Raw genomic sequence first — 23,665 nt, 5'->3', positions numbered from 1 at the left:
ATTTTGCGGCATTTTGGCGATCGCTATGTAATTAATTTTGCTTAGGTACTTATTATTTTACAGAATTCTTCCCAGTTGTCCGATCTGCTTCAGCAATTAGACGAATTAAGTCAGGAAAGAGTAAGTGAAAATTACAATTGACGATCTTCGCGGTAGAGAAATTGCGGCATTTTTAACCGAACATATTGAAGAAATGAAATCGGTTTCGCCTCCAGAAAGCAAACACGCCTTGAATCTCGAAGATTTAAGAAAACCAGAAATTACTTTTTGGACCTTATTTCAAACCATATTTTTATTCGATCGCAATAACCGAACTAGATTAATTTTGCATTAAAAATGAGAATTACGTTAAATTTAGTTAAGCTAGAGGTAATATAAAGAAAAGAAACTTGACATAAAAACTCGCATTACACATTGAAACATCAGAGTATAGTGCAATGATAAATTGGTTTAATGTTCGCCAAAGGTCGTCACATCAGTAAGAAGGAGAGCCAAAAGCGAGTCAAGACCTAGAAAGAACAAAGAAATAATCTTAAAAATATTCAATTTAGAGCAACATTTATCTTATGAAGAATTTTTCGTGGAGAATAGTATTACTTTGGAGCTTACCTTTACTGGTAGTGGGATTTTTCCTATGGCAAGGAACTTTTTCTGCCCCCACTACTAACACTAGTATGAGTGGTAATGCAGCCAGCACTCGTATGACTTATGGTCGCTTTTTGGACTATCTCAACTCAGGACGAGTTACTTCCGTAGAACTATACGAAAACGGTAGAACAGCAATTGTCCAAGCGATCGACCCAGAATTGGATAATCGCCTACAAAAATTAAGAGTTGACCTGCCCGCTAACTCGCCCGAACTAATTACTAAGTTGCGAGAAGCTGATGTTGATTTTGACTATCATCCTCCTAGTAGTGACGGTGCAGTGTGGGGATTGTTAGGTAATTTAATTTTCCCCGTAATTCTGATCGGCGCATTATTTTTATTATTCCGTCGTTCCAACAATATGCCTGGCGGCCCTGGACAAGCAATGAACTTTGGTAAATCTAAAGCCAAGTTCCAAATGGAAGCTAAAACGGGCATCATGTTTGATGATGTAGCTGGTATTGATGAAGCCAAGGAAGAACTACAAGAAGTCGTTACATTTTTGAAACAGCCCGAAAGATTTACTGCTGTTGGTGCAAAAATTCCTAAAGGGGTTTTGTTAGTAGGCCCCCCAGGGACTGGTAAAACTTTACTGGCAAAAGCGATCGCTGGTGAAGCTGCTGTACCTTTCTTTAGTATCTCTGGTTCAGAATTTGTTGAAATGTTTGTCGGTGTGGGTGCATCTCGCGTCCGCGACCTATTTAAAAAAGCGAAAGAAAACGCGCCTTGTTTGATCTTTATCGATGAGATTGACGCTGTGGGTCGCCAGCGGGGTGCTGGTATCGGTGGTGGAAACGACGAGAGAGAACAAACTCTCAACCAACTCCTAACCGAAATGGATGGTTTTGAAGGCAACACTGGTATTATTATCATCGCTGCGACTAACCGTGCTGATGTATTAGACTCCGCATTAATGCGTCCTGGTCGTTTTGACCGTCAAGTAATGGTAGACAACCCCGATATTAAAGGTCGTCTAGAAATACTTGAAGTTCACTCTCGTAATAAAAAAATCGCTCCTGAAGTTTCTTTAGATGCGATCGCCCGTCGTACTCCTGGTTTCTCTGGTGCAGATTTAGCTAATCTACTCAACGAAGCAGCTATTCTAACTGCAAGAAGACGCAAAGACGCTATTACCATTCTAGAAATTGATGACGCGGTAGACCGCGTTGTTGCTGGTATGGAAGGTACTCCTTTAACTGATGGTAAGAGCAAGCGATTGATTGCTTACCATGAAATCGGTCACGCGATCGTCGGTACTCTAGTTAAAGACCACGATCCCGTACAAAAAGTCACTCTAATTCCTCGCGGACAAGCTCAAGGTTTAACTTGGTTTACTCCCAACGAAGACCAAGGCTTAATCAGTCGTTCGCAGCTAATGGCTCGTATTGCTGGTGCTATGGGCGGTCGTGCAGCCGAAGAAGAAATCTTTGGTAGCGACGAGGTAACTACTGGTGCTGGTGGTGACTTGCAACAAGTATCTGAAATGGCAAGACAGATGGTTACTATCTACGGTATGAGCGACCTCGGCCCGATCGCTTTGGGCGGACAGCAAGGTAGTGAAGTATTTCTGGGTGCTGGTTTAACTTCCCGTGCAGAATATTCTGAAGAAGTTGCATCTCGCATTGACGACCAAGTACGTCAAATTGCCGAACACGGTCATCAACTAGCCCGTAAGATTGTCAGAGAAAATCGTGAGGTAATTGATCGCTTGGTTGACTTGTTAATTGAAAAAGAAACTATCAATGGTGAAGAATTAAAGCAGATTGTTTCTGAGTACACTGAAGTACCAGACAAAGAAAGATTTGTACCCCAAATCTAATTTTCGTTCATCAAATTGAATAATTATTAATTGGTGGAGAAAAGATGTGCCTTGTCTCTACCAATTTTTTTTGATCTAAATGTAAATTACGATCTATATCCGCGATCGTCTTGTAAATTCGATCCGTGGGCTGCATCAACTGCAAGGCGATCGCATCGTTCGTTTTCAGAAATTCCTGAATGACCCTTGACCCAGGCAAATTCAACATCGTGTATCTTGCACAAATCGAGTATTTCTTGCCAAAGATCGGGATTTTTAGCCATTTCCTTGCTATTTCTTTTCCAGCCATTTCTCTGCCATTTTTTCGCCCAGCCTTTAACTACTGCATCGACGATATATTTAGAATCGGTGTGGAGCTTTACTTTAGAATTAGAAGGAAGAGATTCTAATGCTGCGATCGCCCCCATCATTTCCATACGGTTATTGGTAGTTAGTTTATAGCCATCGGAAAGTTCTTGACGGCGATCGCCATCAATAATTACCGCCCCATATCCACCCTTACCAGGATTACCTGTACAAGCGCCGTCAGTGTAGATAATTATGGTGTCTCCTGAAGGAGTTGAGGCAGACTTAGGTTTTTTATTAATAACTGGTTTAACAGATTTGGCAGGTTGGGATTTAAGAGATTGAATATACTTCCAGACATCAGATAAAGAGGATTCGGGAAGGGCTTCTAGTTCGGTAATAATTTGTTGTTTATAATCCATTGAGTCAGTTAATTGAGCCTGTAATGCAGATTAACGTTTTAACACTAAACAATAACCTTTTTAAAAAGTATTAGAGAAGAAACCTAAGTTGAAATAAATAAAAAAACAGAGCCGATTCCCTCGACTCCGTTTAAAGTAAGTATTGATTAACTTGGTCAAACCCAAATCAAGAATTTAGAACTGGAAAGTAGTACGCAACACACCAGCGTAGACAGTGTCATTATCACTAACATGGTTAGGATTAAAGACTGCGTAAGCACCAGGAGTGATAGAGATATTATCGTTTAGAGGGAACTTATACTGTGCCTCTACTAGATAAGAAGTATCTTGATCTTCCTGAACTCCAGCAGCTACTTCTTCAGCTCCAATATCAGAGGTGAATTTGGGAACCATACCACCAGCAAAGGATAGTTGAGAACCTTCTTTGACTAAATCGAGGATTGAAACATTCGCACCCCAAGTCCAGATTTGACCAGAAGGATTATTGTTATCTCCTTGAACTAAGCCTTTAACATCGGCGTAGCCACCAAAACCACCTAGAGAAATTTTTTCACCAACTTCAAAGTTCGCGTTTACACCCACTTTGTTAGCAGTCGTGTCAATTCCATTAAACGGCTCAGTTGCAAAACCGCTGACGGTACTGCCAGACTGGTTCACACTATCACCAGTTTGATAATTACGAACGTAAGTTGCGGAAAGTTGCAGCGCTTCAAAAGGTGTAAATTCTATTTGTCCGCCAGCACTGAAAGAACCGTTAAATAGACCTTCTCGTTGTGCTGTGTCGTTAGCGTTATCTGTTAGATATAAGGCAGTTACCGCTACTTTGTCGGGAATGATATCTAGGGTAGCACCACCACCAGCACCATCAGTACCACGGAAAACTAGGGGATTATAACGGTTGAAGCGAGTAAGCGCACCGCTACCACTACTTTCTAGGGTGGGATTACCAGGATTGAAAATGTCATCCAAGCCTAAACCTGTTGTTCCTACATAACCAGTAACTCTCTCAGTTAAAGGAAATTGATAGTATAGTTTGCTAAGTTCAACACTGTTGCCATTATCGCCATCAAAAGCCAGACGAGCAGAGTCAGTACCAGTTACGTCACCATAGTCAGGTACGTTTGCAGCCTGTAGTCTGGCTCTCAAACGGTCTTTGCCATAGAAGCTAGTATCAAAGTTTAAACGAACACGATTGCTAAATGCAGCTTCATCATCTATTTCTGAATCATCTTCAAACTGATTAACGTCATCTTCGTTGACTTGTCCATCATTGTTAACATCACCAACAAAGGCTTGCACCTGCTCATCAGTAGGATTTTCGCCTTCTTGAATTGTACCGTTGGCAATCAGCGCATTTTCAGCCAAAGAAGTGGCATCTAAACCGCCACCAAAGGCATCACTTACATTAAAGATGACTTCGCCTTTTAGTTTGGTAGTTGTGGAGAATTGACTGTCTTCTAATACCGCAGTACGGCTTTCTATTTCATCAACTCTGCCACCGATAGTAGCTAATTCTGCTTCAAACTCTTGAGTAAGACGCTGGATAGTTTCTAATTCTTCTGTGCCTACAGAATCTTGAGAAGCAATAAGACGCTCGATTTGGTTCAAGCAAGAGTTTAAACCAGCAGCAAATTCGTAACGGCTAAGGGGTTGATTACCACGGTAAGTTTGGTTGGGAAAACCAGAGATACAACCATAACGATCTACAAGAGAGCGTAGGGCTTCATAAGCCCAATCTGTAGGAGATACGTCTCTTAGTTGGTTGACGTTAGTTACCTGGGGTAAACTATCTTGATTTGATTGCTGATAATTATTAATTTGTTCCAGAGTTTCGTTCACTGCACCTTTGTCAGCAGTAATAGTCTGGGCTCCAGCACTGTTAGCTGTAAATAAAGAAGTTGCGAATAGAATGGGAGCAACTTTTGCAGCTTGCCAAAATAATTTATTCATTTATTACGTATCCTCACACACTTTAATAAAATATAAATTAGCTAATAACCGTAGTATTAGCTACAGCCTTTTCAAGCTATTAGTGATACCGATTCTAGCGAATTATTCGACCAGTATAATCAATCCTTAGTTAGATATTCAAAAAGCCGTGACATTTTAGCAATCGCACACTGGCAAAATATCTTGTTAATCATGGCGATCGCAGAACTAGAAAACTAGCCCATAACTTGATGCACGAGCTATTGTGACCTTTGAGTTCCAGAAAGTAATGATAATTATTTTTAATAATTCATCAATGATTCTGCCCAAAAGTTTAATATTAGAAAATTCAGGATTGAACCATAAGAGTCTTATTTCCGCAAATCAATATTAGGCGATCGAGCTAATGGAGCAGTTAAGCTAATGTAAAGCGGAGGTTAAACTCTTGACTGTTGATAGTCGATCGCTAATTTCTTTTGCCCGTGACGATATAAGTAACGCGCTGACTGATATTGGTGGCATGGTCTGCCATTCTTTCTAAATGACGAATAGTCAAGCCTAAAACCAGGATTGGTTCGACTACCCCTGGTACATCTTTTTGAAAGGCAATAATGTCGTAAAGGCGATCATAGGCATCATCGACAATATCATCCATTTCTTTTACTCTTGCTCCCGCACTGGGATCTAAATCTGCCAGTGCTACTAAACTAGTGGCTAGCATTAGTTGAGCGTGTTCTGACATTTGAGCAATATCACCCAAAGCTTGGTGGGGAGTATATTTCATTAGCTTAACCGCCATTTCGGTTAAGTCTTCTGCATAATCCCCAATGCGTTCTAAATCTCTCACCAATTGCATCAAAGCACTTAATAAACGCAGATCTTGAGCCACGGGGGCTTGTAGCGTCATTAAAGTGGCACAGTCTGATTCTATCTGACGATAATAAATATCGATTTGTCTTTCTAGCTCGCCAATTTTTTTTACGGCATCGATATCTCGTTCAAAAAGAGCTTGATGACTCAGGCGAAACGATTGTTCTACCAAAGTACCCATTCGCAGAACTTCTTGCTGCACTCGTCTTAACGAACGCTCTAGTTGATTTGCTTCAGATCGTTTCGCTTTTGGGGATAAAGTCACTGACTTATTATAGGGAATTAATTAAATAAAATTTGAAATATGCTTTCTATTAATAGCAAAAATTTATATTTTTTGCTGACAGATTGTATCTAATGTCACAAAATAAGTTAATTTTTCTCTGATTTCTTGACAGGCAAAATGACTTCTACCCACGCCCCTCCCATAGTTGGATGATTGTTGGCAGCGATCGCACCTTCATGAGCCCGTACAATTTGCTCGACAATGGCTAATCCTAAACCACTACCATCAAGAGAATAATTTCGATCTTCTTGTTCCCTAGTGCGGGATTTGTCTCCGCGATAGAGTCTTTCAAAGATATAGGGCAGATCGTTGGCAGTAAATCCCCTCCCCGAGTCGATCACATCCACTTTTATTTTTTCTGGGAGAGAAATATCCTCTGACTCGATCGAAGATGTTTGAACGAAGATTTCTTTTTGAGGCGGGTTATGTTTGATCGCATTGTCCAAAAGATTGAGAAAAACTTGAGTTAGACGAGAGCGATCGCCTTCAAGTATTATAGAGCGATCGCCTGAATAAGATAAGGTGACTTTTTTGCGATTGGCAATGGGTTCGAGAGTGAGCCAAACTGATTCAATCAGATCATATATTTTTATCTCTTCATATTTCAGAGTACGCTCTGGAGCAGCTTCTAATTGTGTCAGATCTAACCATTCTTGAACTAATTCAATTAGTCGATTAGTTTCCCCCAGCATTTGAGTTACCCAACGTTTTTCTGGATCTTGTAAACGCCGTTGTAAGTTTTCCGCTACCAATGAAATCGAGGTGAGGGGAGTACGCAATTCGTGGGTAAGATCGGAAAAAGTACGATCGCGAGATTGGGACAATTCTACTAAAGGCTGCCGATTCTCAATAAAAACTCCTACCTGTCGATTAGAGAGGGGAAATCCATAACCTTTTAGGGCGATCGATTCTACAATTCGTCTGGAGGATTTATAGGCATTTGTTTCAGATTCCTTATCTTCAGGGTAAGCATAGCGCGTAAAATAAAAAATCCACTCCTTTTGTTGAGGGCGGAGAGAACGACGAGTTTCTTCAATTAGGCTATCGAGATCGTAAGACCTAACTAATTCTAATAATAAGCGCACCCGCTGCGATCGCCTTGAATCAATTTTGAGCAAATCTTTCGCTGCTTGATTGCACCCTAAAAGCTGGTTTTCTCCATCTACTTGTAAATATCCAATGGGGGCTTGTTCGATTAATTCTTGCCAAGCTTGTTTATCTTTTTCTAATTTTCTCCGTTGACGGTTTAAGTCAATTAACTCTCGGCGAATCAAAGAGTGTAAAGGTAAAGAAATTTCTTCGTCTTCGCCAGTACCATAGGACTTTAGGGTACTTTTAAGTTGCTGTTTAAAACGATATTGTTGTCCGACATAAATTCCTATACCAACTGTCAGTCCTAAGAAAAAATTTATAGCTGCCATAGGTTAGTTATTAATCCTTTACTGAGCTAACTTTAATTAATTTTTTCTTAGCTATCAATAAGTAATATTGCTAATTTTCAGTCGAGACTATCATCTTAATACTATTGCTGACTTTTAACCGTCTATTTTCAGTTGATTTGTCAAGATTTAATCACAAGTAAAGGTATTGTCGTTACTATCCAAAACGATAGCCGAAACCTCTGACGGTAATTATATATTCAGGTTGACTGGGTTCTTCTTCTAGTTTCTCTCGCAACCACCGAATATGTACATCTACAGTTTTGGTATCTCCCATGAAATCTGGTCCCCATACCTGCTCGATTAATTGTTCTCGCGACCAAACTCGACGGGGATAACTCATAAATAGTTCCAGTAAGCGAAACTCTTTGGGAGATAAATTTACTTCAATATTGCGAACTATCACGCGACATTCCTGGGAAAACAGACTAATATCTCGATATTTCTGCACCGAACTGGGAGTCGAATTACTATAACGTTGGCGACGCAACAAAGCGCGACAACGAGCAACCAACTCTCTCATGCTGAAAGGCTTGGTCAAATAGTCATCTGCACCCACTTCTAAGCCTAATACTCGGTCGGTTTCGCTACTTTTGGCACTAACTACTAATATAGGAGTAATATCTCCTTGGTAGCGCAATAAACGGCAAATATCTAATCCATTTACCTCTGGCAACATCAAGTCCAAAATAATTAGATCTGGAGTCAATTTTGCGTGGTCGCGATCGGGGTTCTGCAACATGCTGAGAGCCGAACGACCGTTGTTTGCAGTATGAATCTCATAGCCTTCTTCTTCTAACGCTACAACAACCATTTCTCTAATTAAGTCTTCGTCTTCAATTAATAAAATGCGGTTTTTCTGCGCCAATTTAGATTCAGCAGGAGCTTGAGTTGTTTCTATAGACAGCATAAATAGATATTTTTATTGTCAGTAATCTTACATATACACTAAAACTGTTTGGTGTGAATAATTGTTCTCAATAATTTTATAAATAAGGCAATTTTTAGTTATCAAACAATCAATAATTATTACCTTCCAGCATAACGCTCTTCTGCCCAAGGTTCGCCTCGGTTGTGGTAGCCATTACGCTCCCAAAAACCTTCTTCGTTATGGTCCAAAAATTCAATACCATTAATCCATTTTCCGCTTTTCCAAGCATAAAGATGAGGTACTACCAAGCGCATTGGTCCCCCGTGTTCGGCGGGTAAGGGCGCGCCGTCGAGAGTATGAGCAAAAAAGTTTTCGGGTCGAGCAAAATCTTCTAAAGTCAAATTGGTGGTGTAGTCACCATAGCAATGTTGCATAATATGGGTTGCTCGATCGTCCATCGCGATCGCAGCAAGAAAATCTGTCACTCTAACTCCCGTCCACTTAACATCTAGTTTTGACCAGCGAGTTACACAATGAAAATCGGCAGTAAAGTCTTGCTGGGGTAAAGCCATAAAATCCGCCCAACTAAAACGCCTTTCCGTTACTAACCCCCATACTTTAAATAACCAATCATCGGTATTTATTTGGGGAGTCTCTCCATAGGAAAGAACGGGAAAACCTTTGGCCAAATATTGACCAGGGGGAACGCGATCGCTTTGGGCTGGTTCTGGTTTGGTAAAATATTTTCCAGGCATAATTGCTAATTTTAGTTACAAAAATAACAAAGGTGCGACACCCAAAGGAGACACACCATTATTCTAAGCTTATTGAGAATGATCAGGAGCAAATCTAAATCTACTCTTCGTTATCGTCTTCATCGTCCTGAGGATATACAAAACTGTTGGAACGTCCAGACAACACAGATTTACCCAAAGACAGTGCTTTTTGAGCTTCTACTGCTGCTTTACGTTTCCAGACTGCTTTACGACTATCACGTTTTGATTTAGAAGTTTTCTTCTTTGGTACTGCCATAATGAATTAATTTAAAAGAACAACCTTTCTATTGTAATGGTTTCCCAAAAAAAAGCTAGAGAGTTTGATTGGGAAATAAACTAGTTTCGCCAATAGAGTTACTCCCATCTTGAGCATTGGCATCGAGAAATTTCTCGTTGACTATAGTTTGGAACTCTTCAAAATCATTTTTCCAGTTGTTTAAAAAGCTGCTGATTTGAGCCGAGGGATCTTTTGATTTTTCTTGGGGATTAATACTGTAGTTAAAGTTTCCTGAAAATAAAATTGCGGTAATGGGTTGTTTCTCGGGTTGTTGTAGTCTAGCTTCGGAAATGCTCATGGTTAGTTGACATCGATCTAGTAGATACATCAAGTTAATACCTGCCTGTACGGGAGCTTTACCAATGTTTTTCCAAGATCCAGAACCCAATAAAGTTCCAGTGATATATTTGCGTACGTTTTCAGGGGCGGAAGGAAAGGGAATTAAAATTTTAGGACTACAACTCAAACCCACATATTCTGCGTGGGGTAATTTTTCGATGTATTTGCTAGCAACAGAAGCAAGATATAACTCCTCTAGCTTTTTCGCCCCTAAAGATTCGCTGATAGTAATACTTCGAGGTTGAGCATTGATATTGACGCCATTAGTGAAGTTTAGCTGGGCATAATTGGGGTTGAGTACGGGCTTTTGAGCTAATTCCCATTCTTGGGGAATAATACCGCTAAATTTAAGAAAATCTTGGCTCATCATTGTCGGAGTCAAGTCTTTGGCTGCAATGATGATTGATACTTCTTCAATAGATTGAGTTGCGCTAGAAGAATTTACCGCAGATGCCACGTTTGATGTTGTCATAAAATTTTAATCGGTCAAAAACTACTACTCATATACACATAACGTCCAATGAGGATATCTTTAAGATTGAATATACACATTAGACGTATATAAGTAAATTGCCCAAAAAAAGTATCAAACTCACATTTTGCTAAATTATCTTAATCGTAAGTCTGATGTTTTAGTTGAGATTGGGTAGATTGGGGATAGCTCGATCGCTATTAAAAGCTTTGGGGGAATTGTTCCTTGTTTGACTGACAAACTCGCCCTTCAAGATGCTAACGGCTCTTTTGTATTGAGGATCTGCTGTTGTACCAATCAAATCGGGATTAACGGCTAAATTAGTTTGTTCTTCGCGACTTAGATCTACCTTGATATCGGGAGCAATACCTTTTTTGTTAATATCTATACCACTAGGGGGATAATAACGAGCAATGGTAACAGCCAAACCCGAACCATCAGAAAGAGCATGAACTGATTGTACTGTTCCTTTTCCATAGGTACGACTCCCTACCACTTTGGCGCGATGATTCTCTTTTAATGCCCCTGCTAAAATTTCGCTAGCACTAGCGGAATAACCATCTACCAAAACCACTAGAGGTAAATCAGTTATTGATTTGCCATTAGCAGAGAATTTTTCATTACCCCCCTTGCGATCAATGGTGGAAACAATTGCACCTTCTTTCATCCACATACGAGCGATTTCTACGCTAGAAAAGAGCAAGCCCCCAGGATTGCCCCGCAGATCTAAAATAAAGCCTGAAGCTTGTTTATTGCTAAGATCTTCGATCGCTTTCTGCATTTGTTCGGCTGCGTGGGAACTAAATTCATCGAGCTTGATATAACCTACTTTGGAATCCTGTTCTTGTTTGAGGTTATAACTAACAGAAGGTAGTTCGATCTGCGCTCTGGCGATCGCAACTTCAAAAGCTGGCTCTCCTTCCCGAACTATTTTTAATTCTACTTCCGTACCGACTTCTCCTTTTATTTCTGCCGAGGCTTGTTCTAAAGTCATCAATTCAGTTGGTTTTCCGTCAATCGAGACAATACGATCGCCCGATTTTAATCCTACTTCACTAGCAGGGGAGTTGGGAATCGGCTCGACAATGGTCAACTTACTCGTCTTTTTATCAATTCCCAAGCGAATGCCAATACCAGAAAGTTCCCCTGAAGTTTGACTGGTTAACTCTTGATATTCTTTTGGTTCTAAAAAGCGAGTGTAGGGATCTCCTAAGTCTTGGAGAGACTGGCGAATTGCTTTGTAGGCTGCTTTGCGATCGCTGTAACTTTTGTGTAACAGATCTTGTCTGGTAATTTTCCAATCTACATGATTGAATTCTCGATCTACATATTCGTTATTGACAATCTGCCAAACTTCATCGATTACATTTTTAGGACTATCTTCTAATGCTGCTGTTACAGGAGAACTACCTTGAGATACTAAGGCGGAAGTTGTGACTAAGGCAGCAACTAATTTGACTGTTCTAGCACTCTTGTTTGATTTTAAGAAGTTGGAAATGAAACCAAAACCCTTAGAAGAATAGTTCATAATTGAGCTAATTTTATAGTAATGAATTAGACTGAGAAATCTTAGCAAAGACTGTCAATACTTTAATACTTTAATTTACCAAAATAGAAACAACATTAATAATTAATATATTACAAAAGTCTATCCTCCATATATGTATAACATTTTGCAGTTATTATCTGCTTGAGGCAATAACTAGCTAAATCGATTTAACGTGTTTGGGTAGCAATGAAATCTAACATCATTTGACGATGAATATCCCCTAGCGAACGCTCTTGTTGAGCTTTAGTCGAATAGCCATAACCCCTCTGGATATCTGCCACAGTTAACAAACCCAAATCCCATCCCTCATTAAGCTGGAGTCTTTCAATGGGAACGAGTAAAGGACAGGAATACATATGACGAATAATCTTACTATCGGCGTAGCAACGAAATTTGGTTAGTTGATCGACACTGTAGTTTATTTCCTCAATCAATTCCCTTTTTAGCCCTGCTTCTGGTTCTTCTCCAGGGTCTAAATGACCGCCAAATAACCCCCAAACTCCTGGGTAAAGAATTCCTGGAATATCATCCCGTAACTGCATCAAATATTTTCCTTCTTGATATATTATTGCCATCGCCACGGCTATTGGTTCTGAAGATATAAAAGTTTTTTTCATAAAACTTAATTAATTGTAAAAAATCTTGTTTAATTTTACTTGATCGATCAATTAGTTTGCTCGGTTGTTGGTGGTAACTGTTCTAATTCAACCAAATAGAAATCGCCTAATTCGCGATCGGCAAAAGGCAAACTTTGATATTCAATCTTTCCTTTAATACTTATCTTTTGACCTAACTTTGGAGCTTGTTGGGTCGTAATAATCCAAATTTTACCCGTGATATCTTCTATTTGATATGCCGTGTTATCGACAAAAGGGGCTAAATGTACTACTTTACCCGTAAGATAGACGATTTTTCCGATTTTTTTCGGAGAAATTTGCTCGATAGATATATGCGGTGGCTTACAACCAACTAAACTACTCAACAATATTCCCCACAGGCTAATATACTTGAGTTTGTTTAGAACTGGTTCAAATCTAAAATGGGAAACTAACATTTTTCATCCTTTTTACCAGTCATCGACTCCAGCTTAACTTTTTAATTTTTCAATTTATCTATGTCTGCTTCCATACCTCAGATACTCGACGGTAAAGCTTTGGCTCAAAAGATTCAGTTAGAGTTAAAAGAAAAAGTAGCGACCCTAGAATCTAAGATAGGTCGTCCTCCTGGTTTGGCAGTGTTAATGGTGGGAGATAATCCTGCTAGTGCTGTTTATGTCCGCAATAAAGAGCGAGCCTGTCAAAAAGTGGGAATTGCATCTCTTGGGAAGCATTTCCCAGGGGATGCAACTCAAGCAGAATTGGCGGAAACAATTAAAGAATTAAATCAAGACGATCGCGTGGATGGAATTTTGGTACAACTACCATTACCAGAACATCTAGATTCAATTTCTTTGCTTCACTGTATCCATCCTGATAAAGATGCCGATGGTTTACATCAAGTTAATTTGGGGAAATTAGTGCGATCCGAATCTGGTTTGCGTAGCTGCACCCCCGCAGGAGTAATGAGACTTTTGCAAGAATATCACATTCCGATCTCTGGTAAAAAAGCGGTGGTAATTGGCAGAAGTATTTTGGTGGGCAAACCCGTAGCTTTGATGTTGCTCGAACAAAATGCCACGGTAACTATGGCTCATTCTCGCACGGAAAACTTGGGTGCAGTATGTCGCGAAGCAGATATTTTGGTAGCAGCCGTAGGTAAACCAGAGATGATTACCCGCGATCTGGTTAAACCTGGGGCAGTAGTAATTGATGTGGGGATTAATCGAGTGGAAGGAAAAGAAGGTAAATCTAAATTGGTTGGGGATGTGGCTTTTGAAGAAGTGGCTGAGATAGCTAGTTATATCACTCCCGTACCAGGGGGAATTGGTCCTATGACAGTGGCAATGTTATTGAGTAATACCGTAGAGAGTTACCGCCAGTTTAATACGCCTGATGTGGATTGACTTCGTTTATATCTGGGAATACGCGATCGCTTTTGTAGAACTAATGTTCTGTTTTGCTCAAAACGACAATTGCTGGTTGTAGATCGCAACGGTTAACCGATCTCGATCGCACTCTTTAATTCGATATCAAATTTAGATAAAGAAAGTAAAGAAGTCGATGAAAAATCCATGAAGCACCCCAATTGGTTAACTGTAGCAGTAATAAGTACCAGCATTTTGACAATCTCTGTGCCACCATCTTTAGCAACTATTTCTAGTATTCCAGAAGAATTAGAAATAAACGCCAGAAAGGCTTATTATGCTTACGGTCAATCAAGGGAACTGGTTAACCGTTTGCAACAACACGAACAGAATATTTCTTGTGATGCTTTAGGCAATGATGCTCAATCAATTCATTATCAAACTTGGCTCAATCGTGGCGTTGCCCTTCAACAGCAACAAAAATATCGCGAATCAATAGTTTGTTTTGATCGAGCATTATCTCTGCGTGACGATCTCGAACAAGCTTGGTATCGTCGCGGTATTGCCTTGAGTCATCTCCAGCAGTATTCTCAAGCAGTTGATGCCTACGAACGAGCAATTCAACTAGATGATAGCGAGCATACGGCTTGGTATAACCAGGGTAATGCTTATAAGCATCTAGGACAATATAATAAAGCGATCGCAGCTTATGAACGAGCGATCTCTATAAAATCTGACTTTCATGTAGCTCACTATCAGATGGCAAAGGTTTTAGAAAAAACAGGAAACTACGAAAGGGCAATTATCAGCTATCAACAAGTTAGCTATTTAAACCCCGACTATTACCCAGCATTATATAGTCAAGGTAGTCTGTTAAATAAATTAGAGCGACATGGAGAGGCAATTACCATTTATCAAAAAATTATTGAGCTAGAACCAGAGCAACATCAAGCTTGGTACAACTTAGGTAATATATATCTCCAGCTTAAAAAATATCAACAGGCGATCGCTGCTTACGACCAAGCGATCGCTCTCAAACCTGATTACGATTTGGCGTGGAATAATCGCGGTGCTGCACTAGAAGCTCTAAAACAAACCAAGGAAGCCATAAAATCCTACAATCAAGCATTACAAGTAAATCCTGACTATGAGAAAGCTTTAAATAACCGCCGTCGCTTACTACTTTTGGTTAGTAACGATCTCTCTCTTCCCTATAGCTTGAGATAAAAATAAGTTTGAGAAAGTTTGATGGGAGAGAATGAGTTAAACTTTAATTGAAAACAATTCCTATCAAACACTGTCCAATCAACTAGGGAATCTGTCTCAAAGTTCCCTCAAAAATAAAATATGGAACATTCAGTAATTCTTCAACTCAAAAACATTACTAAAACCTATTCTAATCGATCAGATAACGGTCAAACATTAGTTCTAGATGATGTTAGTTTAACCTTGGAGCATGGAGAATTACTTGGTTTACTTGGTCCTTCGGGATGCGGTAAAACTACCTTACTTAGAATAATTGCAGGTTTTGAGTCTATTTCTCAAGGAGTAGTAGAGATAGCAGGAAAAGTAGTTTGTACCAATTGTGATTTTATAGCAGCTGAAAAACGTAACACAGGAATGGTTTTTCAAGACTATGCCTTATTTCCTCATTTAACAGTAGCAGAAAATATTGCCTTTGGTTTAAAAAATCAAGTTAAAAAACACAGTAAAGGTATCTTTTCCAGTAAAAAAATAGTTAACGATCGAATACGACAAAGAGTAGTCGACGTTCTAGAATTAGTAGGATTGACGGGATTACAAAAACGCTATCCCCATCAACTATCTGGAGGACAACAGCAACGTATCTCTCTAGCAAGAGCTTTAGCACCCCAACCAGCCTTAATTTTACTAGATGAACCCTTGAGCAATTTAGACGTTCAAGTAAGACATCGTCTGAGAGCAGAAATTAGAGCTATTCTAAAAGCAGCAGGAACATCGGCGATCTTCGTTACTCACGATCGCGAGGAAGCCCTCGCTATTTCCGATAAAATTGCCGTCATGCGAAATGGCAAACTAGAACAAGTCGGAACGCCAGAAGAGATATATCTCAATCCTCAATCTCGTTTTGTGGCAGAGTTTGTTACTCAAGCAAACTTTGTACCTGCTAAAAGAGAAAATCAAGTCTGGATTACTGAATTAGGAGAAGTGGCAATATTTAATAACGCAACCAAGACTTCAGATAAGGAAGGAGATTTGATGTTGCGTCAAGAAGATATTCTGCTAGCTCCCGATCTGAGTTCAAATATAGTAGTAGTAGACAGGCAATTTTTGGGTAGAGAATATGATTATTGTGTAGAAACAGGATCGGGAAAAAGAATTCATGCCCGCACAGATCTTAGTAATGCGATCTCAGTAGGAACAAAGGTTAAGTTAACTTTGAAGATCGCTTCTCCGCGAGTTTTTCCTATTTCTCCTAATATTAATAATCAGTCGTTGGTAAAAGTGTAAACAACTAATCAGCAAAGATAATTATCTAAAGATAATTATCTCTGGAAACTTGATAATAGTGTCAATACGAAAGTTAGATTGAACTATATGTTTTTCAGCCAACAAACTCATCAGATGCTAGGACGTTAAATTAATTAAAATGCCTGAATCCATTCTTTAACTTGGTATTCCGTCCAGATGCCATTTTGCCAATAAGGATCGGACTCTATTAAGTTACGTACTGTCAGCTCATCATCTGCTTCGTAGATACCAAAAACCTGAGTATTATCCTTAGTTGGGCCTAAAGTAACCAAGACTCCTCGTTCTTTTTGACCTGTAAGACCATCCAAATGAGCTTGACGGAAAGGGGTGCGTTTTTCGAGGGCGTTGTCACAATAACTACCCCACATGACATATTTCATTACTTTTTAATCTTCTTCTTCATAGATTTTGCTTCTAATTCGTAAAATAGATTTTGCTTCTAATTCGTAAAATAGCATTATTCGCCATTCTAGAAAAAAATTCTAGTTCTTCATTCTCCAATAATTTATGAAAAAGATTCTTTTGTGTACTGATGGCTCGGCATATTCCCAGGTAAGCTACGAATATGCAGCATGGCTAGCTCAAACAATGGATTTTGAAATTGAAATCCTTTATGTAACAGATCGTCGTGGGGAAAAGGCAGTCCAAAGTGTTGATTTTTCAGGTAACATCGGCATTGATTCTTATCAACAACTCTTAAGCGAACTAGTAGAGATAGAAGCAGCTAGAGCCAAAATCAATCATGAAAGAGCCAAGATTATTTTAAAAGAAGCGCGGAATTTTTTTCGCGATCGCAAGATCGACCGAGTTAAACTAACCCATGAAACTGGTTTTTTAGTGGATTTATTTCATCAGTTAGAAAAAGATAGCGATCTGATTATTTTAGGCAAAAGAGGCGAAAACGCAGATTTTGCTAGGGAACATTTAGGTGCAAACATGGAACGCATTGTGCGTTCTAGTCAAAAGCCTTGTTTAGTAACCCCCAGAGAATTCCAGCCTGTTTATCGGGTTTTGCTCGCTGATGACGGTAGCAAAAGCTGTCAGAAAGCATTAGATTATCTAGTCAAATTGCCAATTTTTCATGACCTAGAGCTACATATAATTTCTGTGGCGACAAGCAACGAAGCAAAAGCTAGAAAAATTCTAGAATCTGCCGCCAATCAAGTCAAAGCAGCTGGATTAAATCCGATCTGCCAACTATTATCGGGGGAACCAGAACCAGAAATAGAACAATATATAGAACAAGAAAATATAGATTTATTACTAATGGGTGCTTATGGTCATAGTCGTATTCGCCACTTAGTAATTGGTAGTACTACGGCTCAAATGTTGCGTATTTCTCACATACCAATATTCTTATTTAGATAAATAATATTATATGTAGTAGCCAAAGACTAAGGGATAATAAACTTCAACAAAAATAATTTAGATTCAAGATTTTATAAATATGGATATTAAAAATGGTTTTGTCGCTACAGTAGGAAATACCCCTTTGATTCGCCTCAAAAGCTTTAGCGAAGAAACAGGATGCGAAATACTTGGTAAAGCTGAATTTCTCAACCCTGGTGGCTCAGTTAAAGATCGGGCTGCTCTTTATATTATTGAAGATGCAGAAAAAAAAGGACTCCTCAAACCAGGTGGCACGGTAGTAGAAGGTACGGCGGGTAATACAGGCATTGGTTTGGCTCATATCTGCAATGCCAAAGGCTATAAATGTCTGATTATTATTCCCGAAACCCAATCCCAAGAAAAAATTGATACCCTAAGAACATTGGGCGCAGAGGTGCGTCTTGTTCCCGCCGTACCTTACAAAAATCCTAACAACTACGTCAAGGTATCGGGGCGCGTAGCAGCAGAAATGGAGAACTCTATTTGGGCAAATCAGTTTGAAAACTTAGCCAACCGCAACGCCCACTATGAAACTACAGGAGCAGAAATCTGGGCGCAAACCGAGGGTAAAGTCGATGGTTGGGTAGCTGCTACGGGTACGGGAGGGACTTATGCCGGGGTTTCTATGTACCTTAAAGACCAAAATCCTAAAGTTCGCTGTGTAGTAGCCGATCCTATGGGTAGCGGTTTGTATAGCTACGTTAAAACAGGGGAAATAAAATCTTCGGGAAATTCCATTACAGAAGGTATTGGTAACAGCCGTATCACGGGAAATATGGAAGGCGCACCGATAGATGATGCGATCCAAATTGACGACCAAGAATGTGTTCGTGTAATCTATCAATTATTAAACCAGGAAGGATTGTTTATGGGGGGATCGGTAGGCATCAATGTCGGTGCAGCGGTAGCTCTCGCCAAACAAATGGGCCCTGGTCATACTATTGTTACGGTACTCTGCGATGGTGGGGGCAGATATCAATCTCGTCTTTATAATCCAGAGTGGTTGGCTTCTAAAGGGTTGGCAATTTAGAAATTAGCTAGTCTTTGCTGCTTCTGTTTTTAAATAAGCAAAGACTGATTTGTCTCCAATATCAGGATCGATCTCTTGAGTCATTTTGCGAATAGCAAAGACACTAAAACCAATTGACCAAATACCCAATAAAACTTGCTCCATTTCTACAGGGATAATTCCTGTCATATGTCCCAATAGCAATAGAGGCACAATAGGAGTCAGAATCTTGGTTTCGGCTCGATTAAAACAGGCAGCTTCTTTAAAAAAGATTCCCGTCAAAGCTGCAAAAGTAAAACCAGTGCCAAATAAAGTTAGGGGATGGTTGTAAATATATTGAGCTAAAGGCTCGTTGGCTTGAAATGCGATCGCAATAGTCGCAATTGTCCCGATCGCCCAAAAGACTTGAAGCAACCTGTGTAAAGGCTTCATATAGATATGAATAAAGTAAAGGCTAACTCCCAAACCAAGGGAAAACAAAGCAAATAAAGGCGTTATAGCAGGTATAGCAGCCTCACCTTGGAGAAAAAACAAGTTACTGGCGATCGCAAAACTGACCGCAGCCAGAACTAATCCAGCACGATAAATAATTACTTCCAAACGATCGTCTTTAGTAATTGTGTACTCACCAAATTGCCCTTGATAAGTCCGCGATGGTTGATTGAGAATGCCGATCATAACTAAAACCCTAATTGTTAATAATTACTTTAGTTAAAAGTAGTCTAAAACATAGCTGACTAAAATAACTATGATGAAGAAGGTAGACAAGAAAACCTTGTTATTTGCTTGTTCATTATAAAAGCTAATAGCTGAAAACGTTTAATGACAACGAAACTAACCTACATTAAATAAATTCAATGGCAATTAATCTCAGCAAAGGACAAAGAATCTCCCTCGAAAAAGCATCCCCAGGATTGAAACAAATCTTTATCGGTTTGGGTTGGGATATCAATGTTACCGATACTGGATCTGACTTTGATATTGATGCTTCTTTGTTTCTAATCGATAGCAATGAAAAAATAATTTCCGACCAACACTTTATTTTCTACAATAATCCTATTAGTCCAGATCCAGAACAATCAATCCAACAACGAGGCGATAATCGTACTGGTGCGGGAGAAGGAGATGATGAAATTATTGATGTCAATCTTAAAACCGTCCCCACTGATATCGATAAAGTAATTGTCGCTGTTACGATTCACGAAGCAGCAGAGCGTCAACAAAACTTCGGACAAGTCAGTAACGCCTTCGTGCGAATTGTGAATGCAGAAAACGAACAAGAAGTAATTCGCTACGACTTAACCGAAGACTTTTCGATCGAAACCGCTTTAATCATGGCAGAGCTATATCGCAAAGATGGGGAATGGCGCATGAATGCGGTAGGTGCGGGCTACGAAGGTGGTTTACAAGCTTTGGTAGATCGATATCAAAAATAAACTGATAACTGATAACTGATAGTTGATAGATAAATATGGCAGTAAATCTAAGTAAGGGACAGCGGATATCTTTAGAAAAAGTCGCTCCAGGGTTGAGCGAGGTATTTGTTGGATTGGGTTGGGATACCAATATCACCGATACGGGAAGGGACTTTGATATTGATGCCTCAGTTTTTTTGGTAGATGATAACGAAAAATTACTTTCTGACAATCATTTAATTTTCTATAACAATCTTGCTAGTCCCGATGGAAATAAATCTGTAGAACATCTGGGAGATAATCGTACTGGCGCAGGAGAAGGAGATGATGAAGTTATTAAGGTAAATCTCAAACAAGTTCCTGCTGAAATCAACAAAATTGTCATGACTGTGACCATTCACGAAGCAGAAGAACGACAGCAAAACTTTGGTCAGGTACAAAATGCTTTTGTACGAGTGGTCAATGCTGAAAACCAAGAAGAAGTAGCCCGTTACGATCTAACAGAAGACTTTTCCGTTGAAACTGCTCTAATCATGGCGGAACTATATCGCAAAGATGGCGAGTGGCGAGTTAACGCAGTGGGAGCGGGTTATCAAGGTGGATTACAAGCCCTACTAGACCGCTATCAGTAGTAACGTCTAACACCTAAATTAGCTACAATCATACAATCAGATAAAACATACATAAGGCATAGCTGCATGATTCCTACAGTTATAGAAAGTTCAGGTCGCGGCGATCGCGCTTTTGATATATACTCTCGTTTACTTAGAGAAAGAATTGTTTTTCTCGGACAGCAAGTAACCGACGAAATCGCTAACCTAGTGGTAGCTCAATTGTTATTCCTAGAAGCGGAAGATCCTGAAAAAGATATTTATCTTTATATTAACTCTCCTGGGGGTTCGGTATCGGCAGGAATGGGGATGTTTGACACGATGAATCAAATTCGTCCCGATGTCTGCACTATTTGTATTGGTTTGGCTGCAAGTATGGGTGCTTTCTTGCTTAGTGCAGGAGAAAAAGGTAAGCGCATGAGTTTGCCCAACTCTCGGATCATGATTCACCAGCCTTTGGGTGGCGCGCAAGGACAAGCAACAGATATTGAGATTCAAGCCAAAGAAATCTTATATCTCAAGGGGAAACTCAACGGACATTTAGCAGATCATACGGGTCAACCTTTATCCAAGATTGAAGAGGATACGGAAAGAGACTTCTTTATGTCTGCGGAGGAGTCCAAAGAATACGGTCTGATCGATCGCGTAATCGAACGTCGTCCTTCGGCTACAAATCCTCCCGCACCTGTTAGTTGATTAATAGTTAATAGTTTAATAGTTAATAGTTGAGTCTATGTGCAGAAACATTACTAACCAGTAATGTTCCTGCCATTTTTTTTGCTTTATTTTGATTTAATTAATGTGGGACATATCATTCTTAAATTGACCGTATTTTTTCTGAGTTAAATAAATTACATTATAAAGATTAGGTTGAAAAAAGTAAGCTAGATTACAATGTTATTTGAATTACATTAGTGCATGATTTGGCAATGAGACGGAGATTGTTATCGATTGTTAAAATTATTTTAACAATCGATAATTGTATTCAATGTTGTTGTTTTAGATTAAATTAATCTTTTGACTGGTAATAACTCTCCGTAGAAATAACTACTAACAGAGAAAAAAACAGCTAATTCTCGTTTTATTTATGAACGATCAAAATATATTTGCTAGAGAAGCTTTGGCTCAAATTCCTAAAATTCTGACCTTGCTCGATCGCAACCCCCATAGTCCTACTTATGGTTGTTTTGATCGCACTTTTTGGCAATATAAAGTAATTGATTTTCCTGCGGGAATGTCTCAGGAGTTTGTCTATCCTTTGGCATTGGCATATCACTGCAACTTACCAAATAATATTTTTTATCAACAGTCCATCATTAAAGAATGGGTCGAAGCAGGAATCCTGTATGCTGCTGCTAGTAGCCACGCTAATGGTTCGTGCGATGATTATTTTCCCTACGAAAGAGCAGCAGGGGCAGCAGCTTTTTCTTTATTAGCTTGTATCGAAAGCTATACTCTCATGGGTTTAGATAATCCTCTTATATTAGATTTCTTTGCTCGTCGAGCAGATTGGCTGGCAGGACATCAAGAAAGCGGACGTTTGACCAATCATCAGGCTTTGATCGTTTTGTGTCTGGAGTTGTTGGGTAATTTATTATCAACCAAACGCTGGCATGAGTCTAAACAAGAACGTTTAGAACAAGTATTATCTTGGCAAAATACTGAAGGCTGGTTTATTGAATATGAAGGTTGCGATCCTGGCTACCATACTTTAACTATTTCTTGCCTAGCACAGATATACGAACTAAATCCCGATGCAAGATTGAAAAAAGCGATCGCTCTGGCAGTAGAGTTGGCTGCCCAATTCGTACATCCTGATGGCTCTTATGGCGGAGAATATACTAGCCGTAATACTTATAACTTTTTCCCCCACGGATTTGAATTGGTCGGCAAATGGCTGCCAGCAGCATTAAACATCAACGATCGCTTTTTGCAAGGATTAAAAAATGGTTTAGGCTCTTGTTATGCTGATGATCGCATCATCGGTCATCATACTTGGAATTATCTTTTAGCCTGGCGCGATTTTGTAACCATTCGCCCTCCCCTCCAGCCCCGTCCCCAAGGACGTTTTTATCTCAAAGAAGGGGGGATTTTGATCGATCGCCGCGATAATACTGAATTGTATATTGCTTTAAATAAAGGTGGTGTCTTTAAATTATTTCGCGACAATAAATTAGTGGTTTCCGATACTCAATTTTCTTTGTTAGTACAACAAGGAAAGCAACTAAGTAATGCCGTGGGACATTTAGTCGACAATTATCAAGTTGAGTTACAAGAAGATCGTATTTCTGTTTTAGGTAGCTTGGGTTGGGCAAAACAAAAACAGATGAATTCCTTCAATCTGATTGTCTTGCGAGTAGTAATGTTATCTTTTGGAAGATTTTTTCCTAATTTAATTCGCAGTTTGTTACAAAAAATGCTGATTACGGGCAAAGAAAATGCGCCTTTTCAATTCTTTCGTGATTTACACTGGCAAGGAAAACATTGGCAAATTAGCGATCGCTTGATGGCACAATCTTGGGATAATGTCTTGTCAGCAGACATAGGTTGCGATCGCACTTCTATTTATGTGGTCATGAGTCGCACTTTCCAACCAGGACAACTACAACCTACTTTAGATTTGAGCGATCGGCTGAAAAATCTCAATTCCGCAGATCCTCTAGTTGTGAATAGAGAATTATAACTATTGTTGACTCTTTTTTTATTATTTTAAGTAAAAAGAAGAGGACGAAATATTTTTAGATAATTGTTAATTTCGAGGTCAATTTATTACTAAAAAACAACAAT

General features: G+C 39.4%; 24 protein-coding genes. 11 read left to right on the top strand and 13 right to left on the bottom strand.

Annotation, left to right across the window (positions count from 1 at the left end; all coding sequences use genetic code 11):
- Positions 1 to 124: 124 nt before the first annotated feature.
- Together I4641_RS10820 and ftsH2 are read left to right on the top strand one after the other, a co-directional pair.
- Positions 125 to 334 carry a hypothetical protein gene (locus I4641_RS10820; RefSeq protein WP_229640535.1) on the top strand — a complete coding sequence of 70 codons (210 nt, stop codon included), beginning with the start codon at positions 125 to 127 and terminating at the stop codon, positions 332 to 334.
- A gap of 232 nt (positions 335 to 566) precedes the next feature.
- Positions 567 to 2,465: an ATP-dependent zinc metalloprotease FtsH2 gene (gene ftsH2, locus I4641_RS10815; protein WP_229640534.1), complete on the top strand. Its 1,899-nt coding sequence runs from the start codon at positions 567 to 569 to the stop codon at positions 2,463 to 2,465.
- 86 nt (positions 2,466 to 2,551) lie between these two features.
- Here the strand turns inward: ftsH2 and rnhA are convergent, their stop codons facing one another.
- The 11 genes from rnhA to I4641_RS10760 all read right to left on the bottom strand — a co-directional run bounded on the left by rnhA (position 2,552) and on the right by I4641_RS10760 (position 13,034).
- A complete protein-coding gene (gene rnhA, locus I4641_RS10810; RefSeq protein WP_369426767.1) occupies positions 2,552 to 3,007 on the bottom strand; it encodes a ribonuclease HI in 456 nt (151 codons plus the stop codon).
- Between the two features lie 339 nt (positions 3,008 to 3,346).
- Positions 3,347 to 5,122 (bottom strand): iron uptake porin, encoded by a 1,776-nt coding sequence (locus I4641_RS10805; protein ID WP_229640532.1) that lies wholly within the window; start codon positions 5,120 to 5,122, stop codon positions 3,347 to 3,349.
- Between the two features lie 445 nt (positions 5,123 to 5,567).
- Positions 5,568 to 6,236 (bottom strand): phosphate signaling complex protein PhoU, encoded by a 669-nt coding sequence (gene phoU / locus I4641_RS10800; protein WP_229640531.1) that lies wholly within the window; start codon positions 6,234 to 6,236, stop codon positions 5,568 to 5,570.
- Between the two features lie 107 nt (positions 6,237 to 6,343).
- Entirely contained in the window at positions 6,344 to 7,678 is a 1,335-nt protein-coding gene (locus I4641_RS10795) for a sensor histidine kinase (RefSeq protein WP_229640530.1), read from the bottom strand.
- A 175-nt stretch (positions 7,679 to 7,853) separates the two neighbouring features.
- Entirely contained in the window at positions 7,854 to 8,606 is a 753-nt protein-coding gene (locus tag I4641_RS10790; RefSeq protein WP_229640529.1) for a response regulator transcription factor, read from the bottom strand.
- Positions 8,607 to 8,725: 119 nt separating this feature from the next.
- Positions 8,726 to 9,322 (bottom strand): sulfite oxidase-like oxidoreductase, encoded by a 597-nt coding sequence (locus tag I4641_RS10785; RefSeq protein ID WP_229640528.1) that lies wholly within the window; start codon positions 9,320 to 9,322, stop codon positions 8,726 to 8,728.
- Between the two features lie 100 nt (positions 9,323 to 9,422).
- Entirely contained in the window at positions 9,423 to 9,599 is a 177-nt protein-coding gene (gene rpmF / locus I4641_RS10780; RefSeq protein WP_229640527.1) for a 50S ribosomal protein L32, read from the bottom strand.
- A gap of 55 nt (positions 9,600 to 9,654) precedes the next feature.
- On the bottom strand, positions 9,655 to 10,431 hold the full coding sequence (locus I4641_RS10775) for a hypothetical protein (protein ID WP_229640526.1): 777 nt from the start codon (positions 10,429 to 10,431) through the stop codon (positions 9,655 to 9,657).
- A 160-nt stretch (positions 10,432 to 10,591) separates the two neighbouring features.
- Positions 10,592 to 11,959 (bottom strand): carboxyl-terminal processing protease CtpB, encoded by a 1,368-nt coding sequence (gene ctpB / locus I4641_RS10770; RefSeq protein ID WP_229640525.1) that lies wholly within the window; start codon positions 11,957 to 11,959, stop codon positions 10,592 to 10,594.
- A 188-nt stretch (positions 11,960 to 12,147) separates the two neighbouring features.
- Positions 12,148 to 12,597: an NUDIX hydrolase gene (locus I4641_RS10765; RefSeq protein WP_229640524.1), complete on the bottom strand. Its 450-nt coding sequence runs from the start codon at positions 12,595 to 12,597 to the stop codon at positions 12,148 to 12,150.
- Positions 12,598 to 12,644: 47 nt separating this feature from the next.
- Positions 12,645 to 13,034: a hypothetical protein gene (locus I4641_RS10760; RefSeq protein ID WP_229640523.1), complete on the bottom strand. Its 390-nt coding sequence runs from the start codon at positions 13,032 to 13,034 to the stop codon at positions 12,645 to 12,647.
- A gap of 60 nt (positions 13,035 to 13,094) precedes the next feature.
- Here I4641_RS10760 and folD point away from each other — a divergent pair, with 60 nt between their 5' ends.
- The 3 genes from folD (at position 13,095) to I4641_RS10745 (ending at position 16,433) form a co-directional block, all read left to right on the top strand.
- A complete protein-coding gene (gene folD, locus I4641_RS10755; RefSeq protein ID WP_229640522.1) occupies positions 13,095 to 13,982 on the top strand; it encodes a bifunctional methylenetetrahydrofolate dehydrogenase/methenyltetrahydrofolate cyclohydrolase FolD in 888 nt (295 codons plus the stop codon).
- Between the two features lie 168 nt (positions 13,983 to 14,150).
- On the top strand, positions 14,151 to 15,170 hold the full coding sequence (locus I4641_RS10750; protein WP_229640521.1) for a tetratricopeptide repeat protein: 1,020 nt from the start codon (positions 14,151 to 14,153) through the stop codon (positions 15,168 to 15,170).
- Between the two features lie 120 nt (positions 15,171 to 15,290).
- Positions 15,291 to 16,433 carry an ABC transporter ATP-binding protein gene (locus I4641_RS10745; RefSeq protein ID WP_229640520.1) on the top strand — a complete coding sequence of 381 codons (1,143 nt, stop codon included), beginning with the start codon at positions 15,291 to 15,293 and terminating at the stop codon, positions 16,431 to 16,433.
- A 134-nt stretch (positions 16,434 to 16,567) separates the two neighbouring features.
- Here the strand turns inward: I4641_RS10745 and I4641_RS10740 are convergent, their stop codons facing one another.
- Entirely contained in the window at positions 16,568 to 16,834 is a 267-nt protein-coding gene (locus I4641_RS10740; RefSeq protein ID WP_229640519.1) for a YciI family protein, read from the bottom strand.
- Positions 16,835 to 16,961: 127 nt separating this feature from the next.
- Between I4641_RS10740 and I4641_RS10735 the strand changes: the two genes are divergently transcribed.
- Both I4641_RS10735 and I4641_RS10730 read left to right on the top strand, forming a co-directional pair.
- Positions 16,962 to 17,822, top strand: a complete 861-nt coding sequence (locus tag I4641_RS10735; RefSeq protein ID WP_229640518.1) for a universal stress protein — start codon at positions 16,962 to 16,964, stop codon at positions 17,820 to 17,822.
- 79 nt (positions 17,823 to 17,901) lie between these two features.
- Positions 17,902 to 18,873, top strand: a complete 972-nt coding sequence (locus tag I4641_RS10730; RefSeq protein WP_229640517.1) for a cysteine synthase A — start codon at positions 17,902 to 17,904, stop codon at positions 18,871 to 18,873.
- Positions 18,874 to 18,876: 3 nt separating this feature from the next.
- On the opposite strand, the gene I4641_RS10725 is transcribed toward I4641_RS10730, so the two are convergent.
- On the bottom strand, positions 18,877 to 19,530 hold the full coding sequence (locus tag I4641_RS10725; RefSeq protein WP_229640516.1) for a DUF2301 domain-containing membrane protein: 654 nt from the start codon (positions 19,528 to 19,530) through the stop codon (positions 18,877 to 18,879).
- Between the two features lie 179 nt (positions 19,531 to 19,709).
- Here I4641_RS10725 and I4641_RS10720 point away from each other — a divergent pair, with 179 nt between their 5' ends.
- From I4641_RS10720 to I4641_RS10705, 4 genes are all read left to right on the top strand, one after another.
- On the top strand, positions 19,710 to 20,288 hold the full coding sequence (locus tag I4641_RS10720) for a TerD family protein (RefSeq protein WP_229640515.1): 579 nt from the start codon (positions 19,710 to 19,712) through the stop codon (positions 20,286 to 20,288).
- Positions 20,289 to 20,323: 35 nt separating this feature from the next.
- Positions 20,324 to 20,899 (top strand): TerD family protein, encoded by a 576-nt coding sequence (locus I4641_RS10715; RefSeq protein WP_229640514.1) that lies wholly within the window; start codon positions 20,324 to 20,326, stop codon positions 20,897 to 20,899.
- A gap of 66 nt (positions 20,900 to 20,965) precedes the next feature.
- Complete coding sequence (gene clpP / locus I4641_RS10710) at positions 20,966 to 21,574, top strand: ATP-dependent Clp endopeptidase proteolytic subunit ClpP (protein ID WP_229640513.1); 609 nt, start codon at positions 20,966 to 20,968, stop codon at positions 21,572 to 21,574.
- A gap of 391 nt (positions 21,575 to 21,965) precedes the next feature.
- A complete protein-coding gene (locus I4641_RS10705; protein ID WP_229640512.1) occupies positions 21,966 to 23,561 on the top strand; it encodes a hypothetical protein in 1,596 nt (531 codons plus the stop codon).
- Positions 23,562 to 23,665 lie beyond the last annotated feature (104 nt).

It is taken from the genome of Waterburya agarophytonicola KI4 (assembly GCF_020640915.1).
Lineage (GTDB): Bacteria > Cyanobacteriota > Cyanobacteriia > Cyanobacteriales > Xenococcaceae > Waterburya > Waterburya agarophytonicola.
This window is presented reverse-complemented; position numbering and strand designations above follow the sequence as displayed.

What these genes read in the sequence shown, in the direction of transcription:
- clpP (WP_229640513.1), top strand. Translation starts at nt 20,966, where the DNA reads ATGATTCCTACAGTTATAGAAAGTTCAGGTCGCGGCGATCGCGCTTTT.
- I4641_RS10765 (WP_229640524.1), bottom strand. Translation starts at nt 12,597, where the DNA reads ATGAAAAAAACTTTTATATCTTCAGAACCAATAGCCGTGGCGATGGCA.
- I4641_RS10790 (WP_229640529.1), bottom strand. Translation starts at nt 8,606, where the DNA reads ATGCTGTCTATAGAAACAACTCAAGCTCCTGCTGAATCTAAATTGGCG.
- I4641_RS10775 (WP_229640526.1), bottom strand. Translation starts at nt 10,431, where the DNA reads ATGACAACATCAAACGTGGCATCTGCGGTAAATTCTTCTAGCGCAACT.
- ctpB (WP_229640525.1), bottom strand. Translation starts at nt 11,959, where the DNA reads ATGAACTATTCTTCTAAGGGTTTTGGTTTCATTTCCAACTTCTTAAAA.
- folD (WP_229640522.1), top strand. Translation starts at nt 13,095, where the DNA reads ATGTCTGCTTCCATACCTCAGATACTCGACGGTAAAGCTTTGGCTCAA.
- I4641_RS10785 (WP_229640528.1), bottom strand. Translation starts at nt 9,322, where the DNA reads ATGCCTGGAAAATATTTTACCAAACCAGAACCAGCCCAAAGCGATCGC.
- I4641_RS10735 (WP_229640518.1), top strand. Translation starts at nt 16,962, where the DNA reads ATGAAAAAGATTCTTTTGTGTACTGATGGCTCGGCATATTCCCAGGTA.
- I4641_RS10760 (WP_229640523.1), bottom strand. Translation starts at nt 13,034, where the DNA reads ATGTTAGTTTCCCATTTTAGATTTGAACCAGTTCTAAACAAACTCAAG.
- I4641_RS10705 (WP_229640512.1), top strand. Translation starts at nt 21,966, where the DNA reads ATGAACGATCAAAATATATTTGCTAGAGAAGCTTTGGCTCAAATTCCT.
- I4641_RS10725 (WP_229640516.1), bottom strand. Translation starts at nt 19,530, where the DNA reads ATGATCGGCATTCTCAATCAACCATCGCGGACTTATCAAGGGCAATTT.
- I4641_RS10795 (WP_229640530.1), bottom strand. Translation starts at nt 7,678, where the DNA reads ATGGCAGCTATAAATTTTTTCTTAGGACTGACAGTTGGTATAGGAATT.
- rpmF (WP_229640527.1), bottom strand. Translation starts at nt 9,599, where the DNA reads ATGGCAGTACCAAAGAAGAAAACTTCTAAATCAAAACGTGATAGTCGT.
- I4641_RS10805 (WP_229640532.1), bottom strand. Translation starts at nt 5,122, where the DNA reads ATGAATAAATTATTTTGGCAAGCTGCAAAAGTTGCTCCCATTCTATTC.
- I4641_RS10740 (WP_229640519.1), bottom strand. Translation starts at nt 16,834, where the DNA reads ATGAAATATGTCATGTGGGGTAGTTATTGTGACAACGCCCTCGAAAAA.
- I4641_RS10720 (WP_229640515.1), top strand. Translation starts at nt 19,710, where the DNA reads ATGGCAATTAATCTCAGCAAAGGACAAAGAATCTCCCTCGAAAAAGCA.
- I4641_RS10750 (WP_229640521.1), top strand. Translation starts at nt 14,151, where the DNA reads ATGAAGCACCCCAATTGGTTAACTGTAGCAGTAATAAGTACCAGCATT.
- ftsH2 (WP_229640534.1), top strand. Translation starts at nt 567, where the DNA reads ATGAAGAATTTTTCGTGGAGAATAGTATTACTTTGGAGCTTACCTTTA.
- I4641_RS10715 (WP_229640514.1), top strand. Translation starts at nt 20,324, where the DNA reads ATGGCAGTAAATCTAAGTAAGGGACAGCGGATATCTTTAGAAAAAGTC.
- I4641_RS10745 (WP_229640520.1), top strand. Translation starts at nt 15,291, where the DNA reads ATGGAACATTCAGTAATTCTTCAACTCAAAAACATTACTAAAACCTAT.
- I4641_RS10730 (WP_229640517.1), top strand. Translation starts at nt 17,902, where the DNA reads ATGGATATTAAAAATGGTTTTGTCGCTACAGTAGGAAATACCCCTTTG.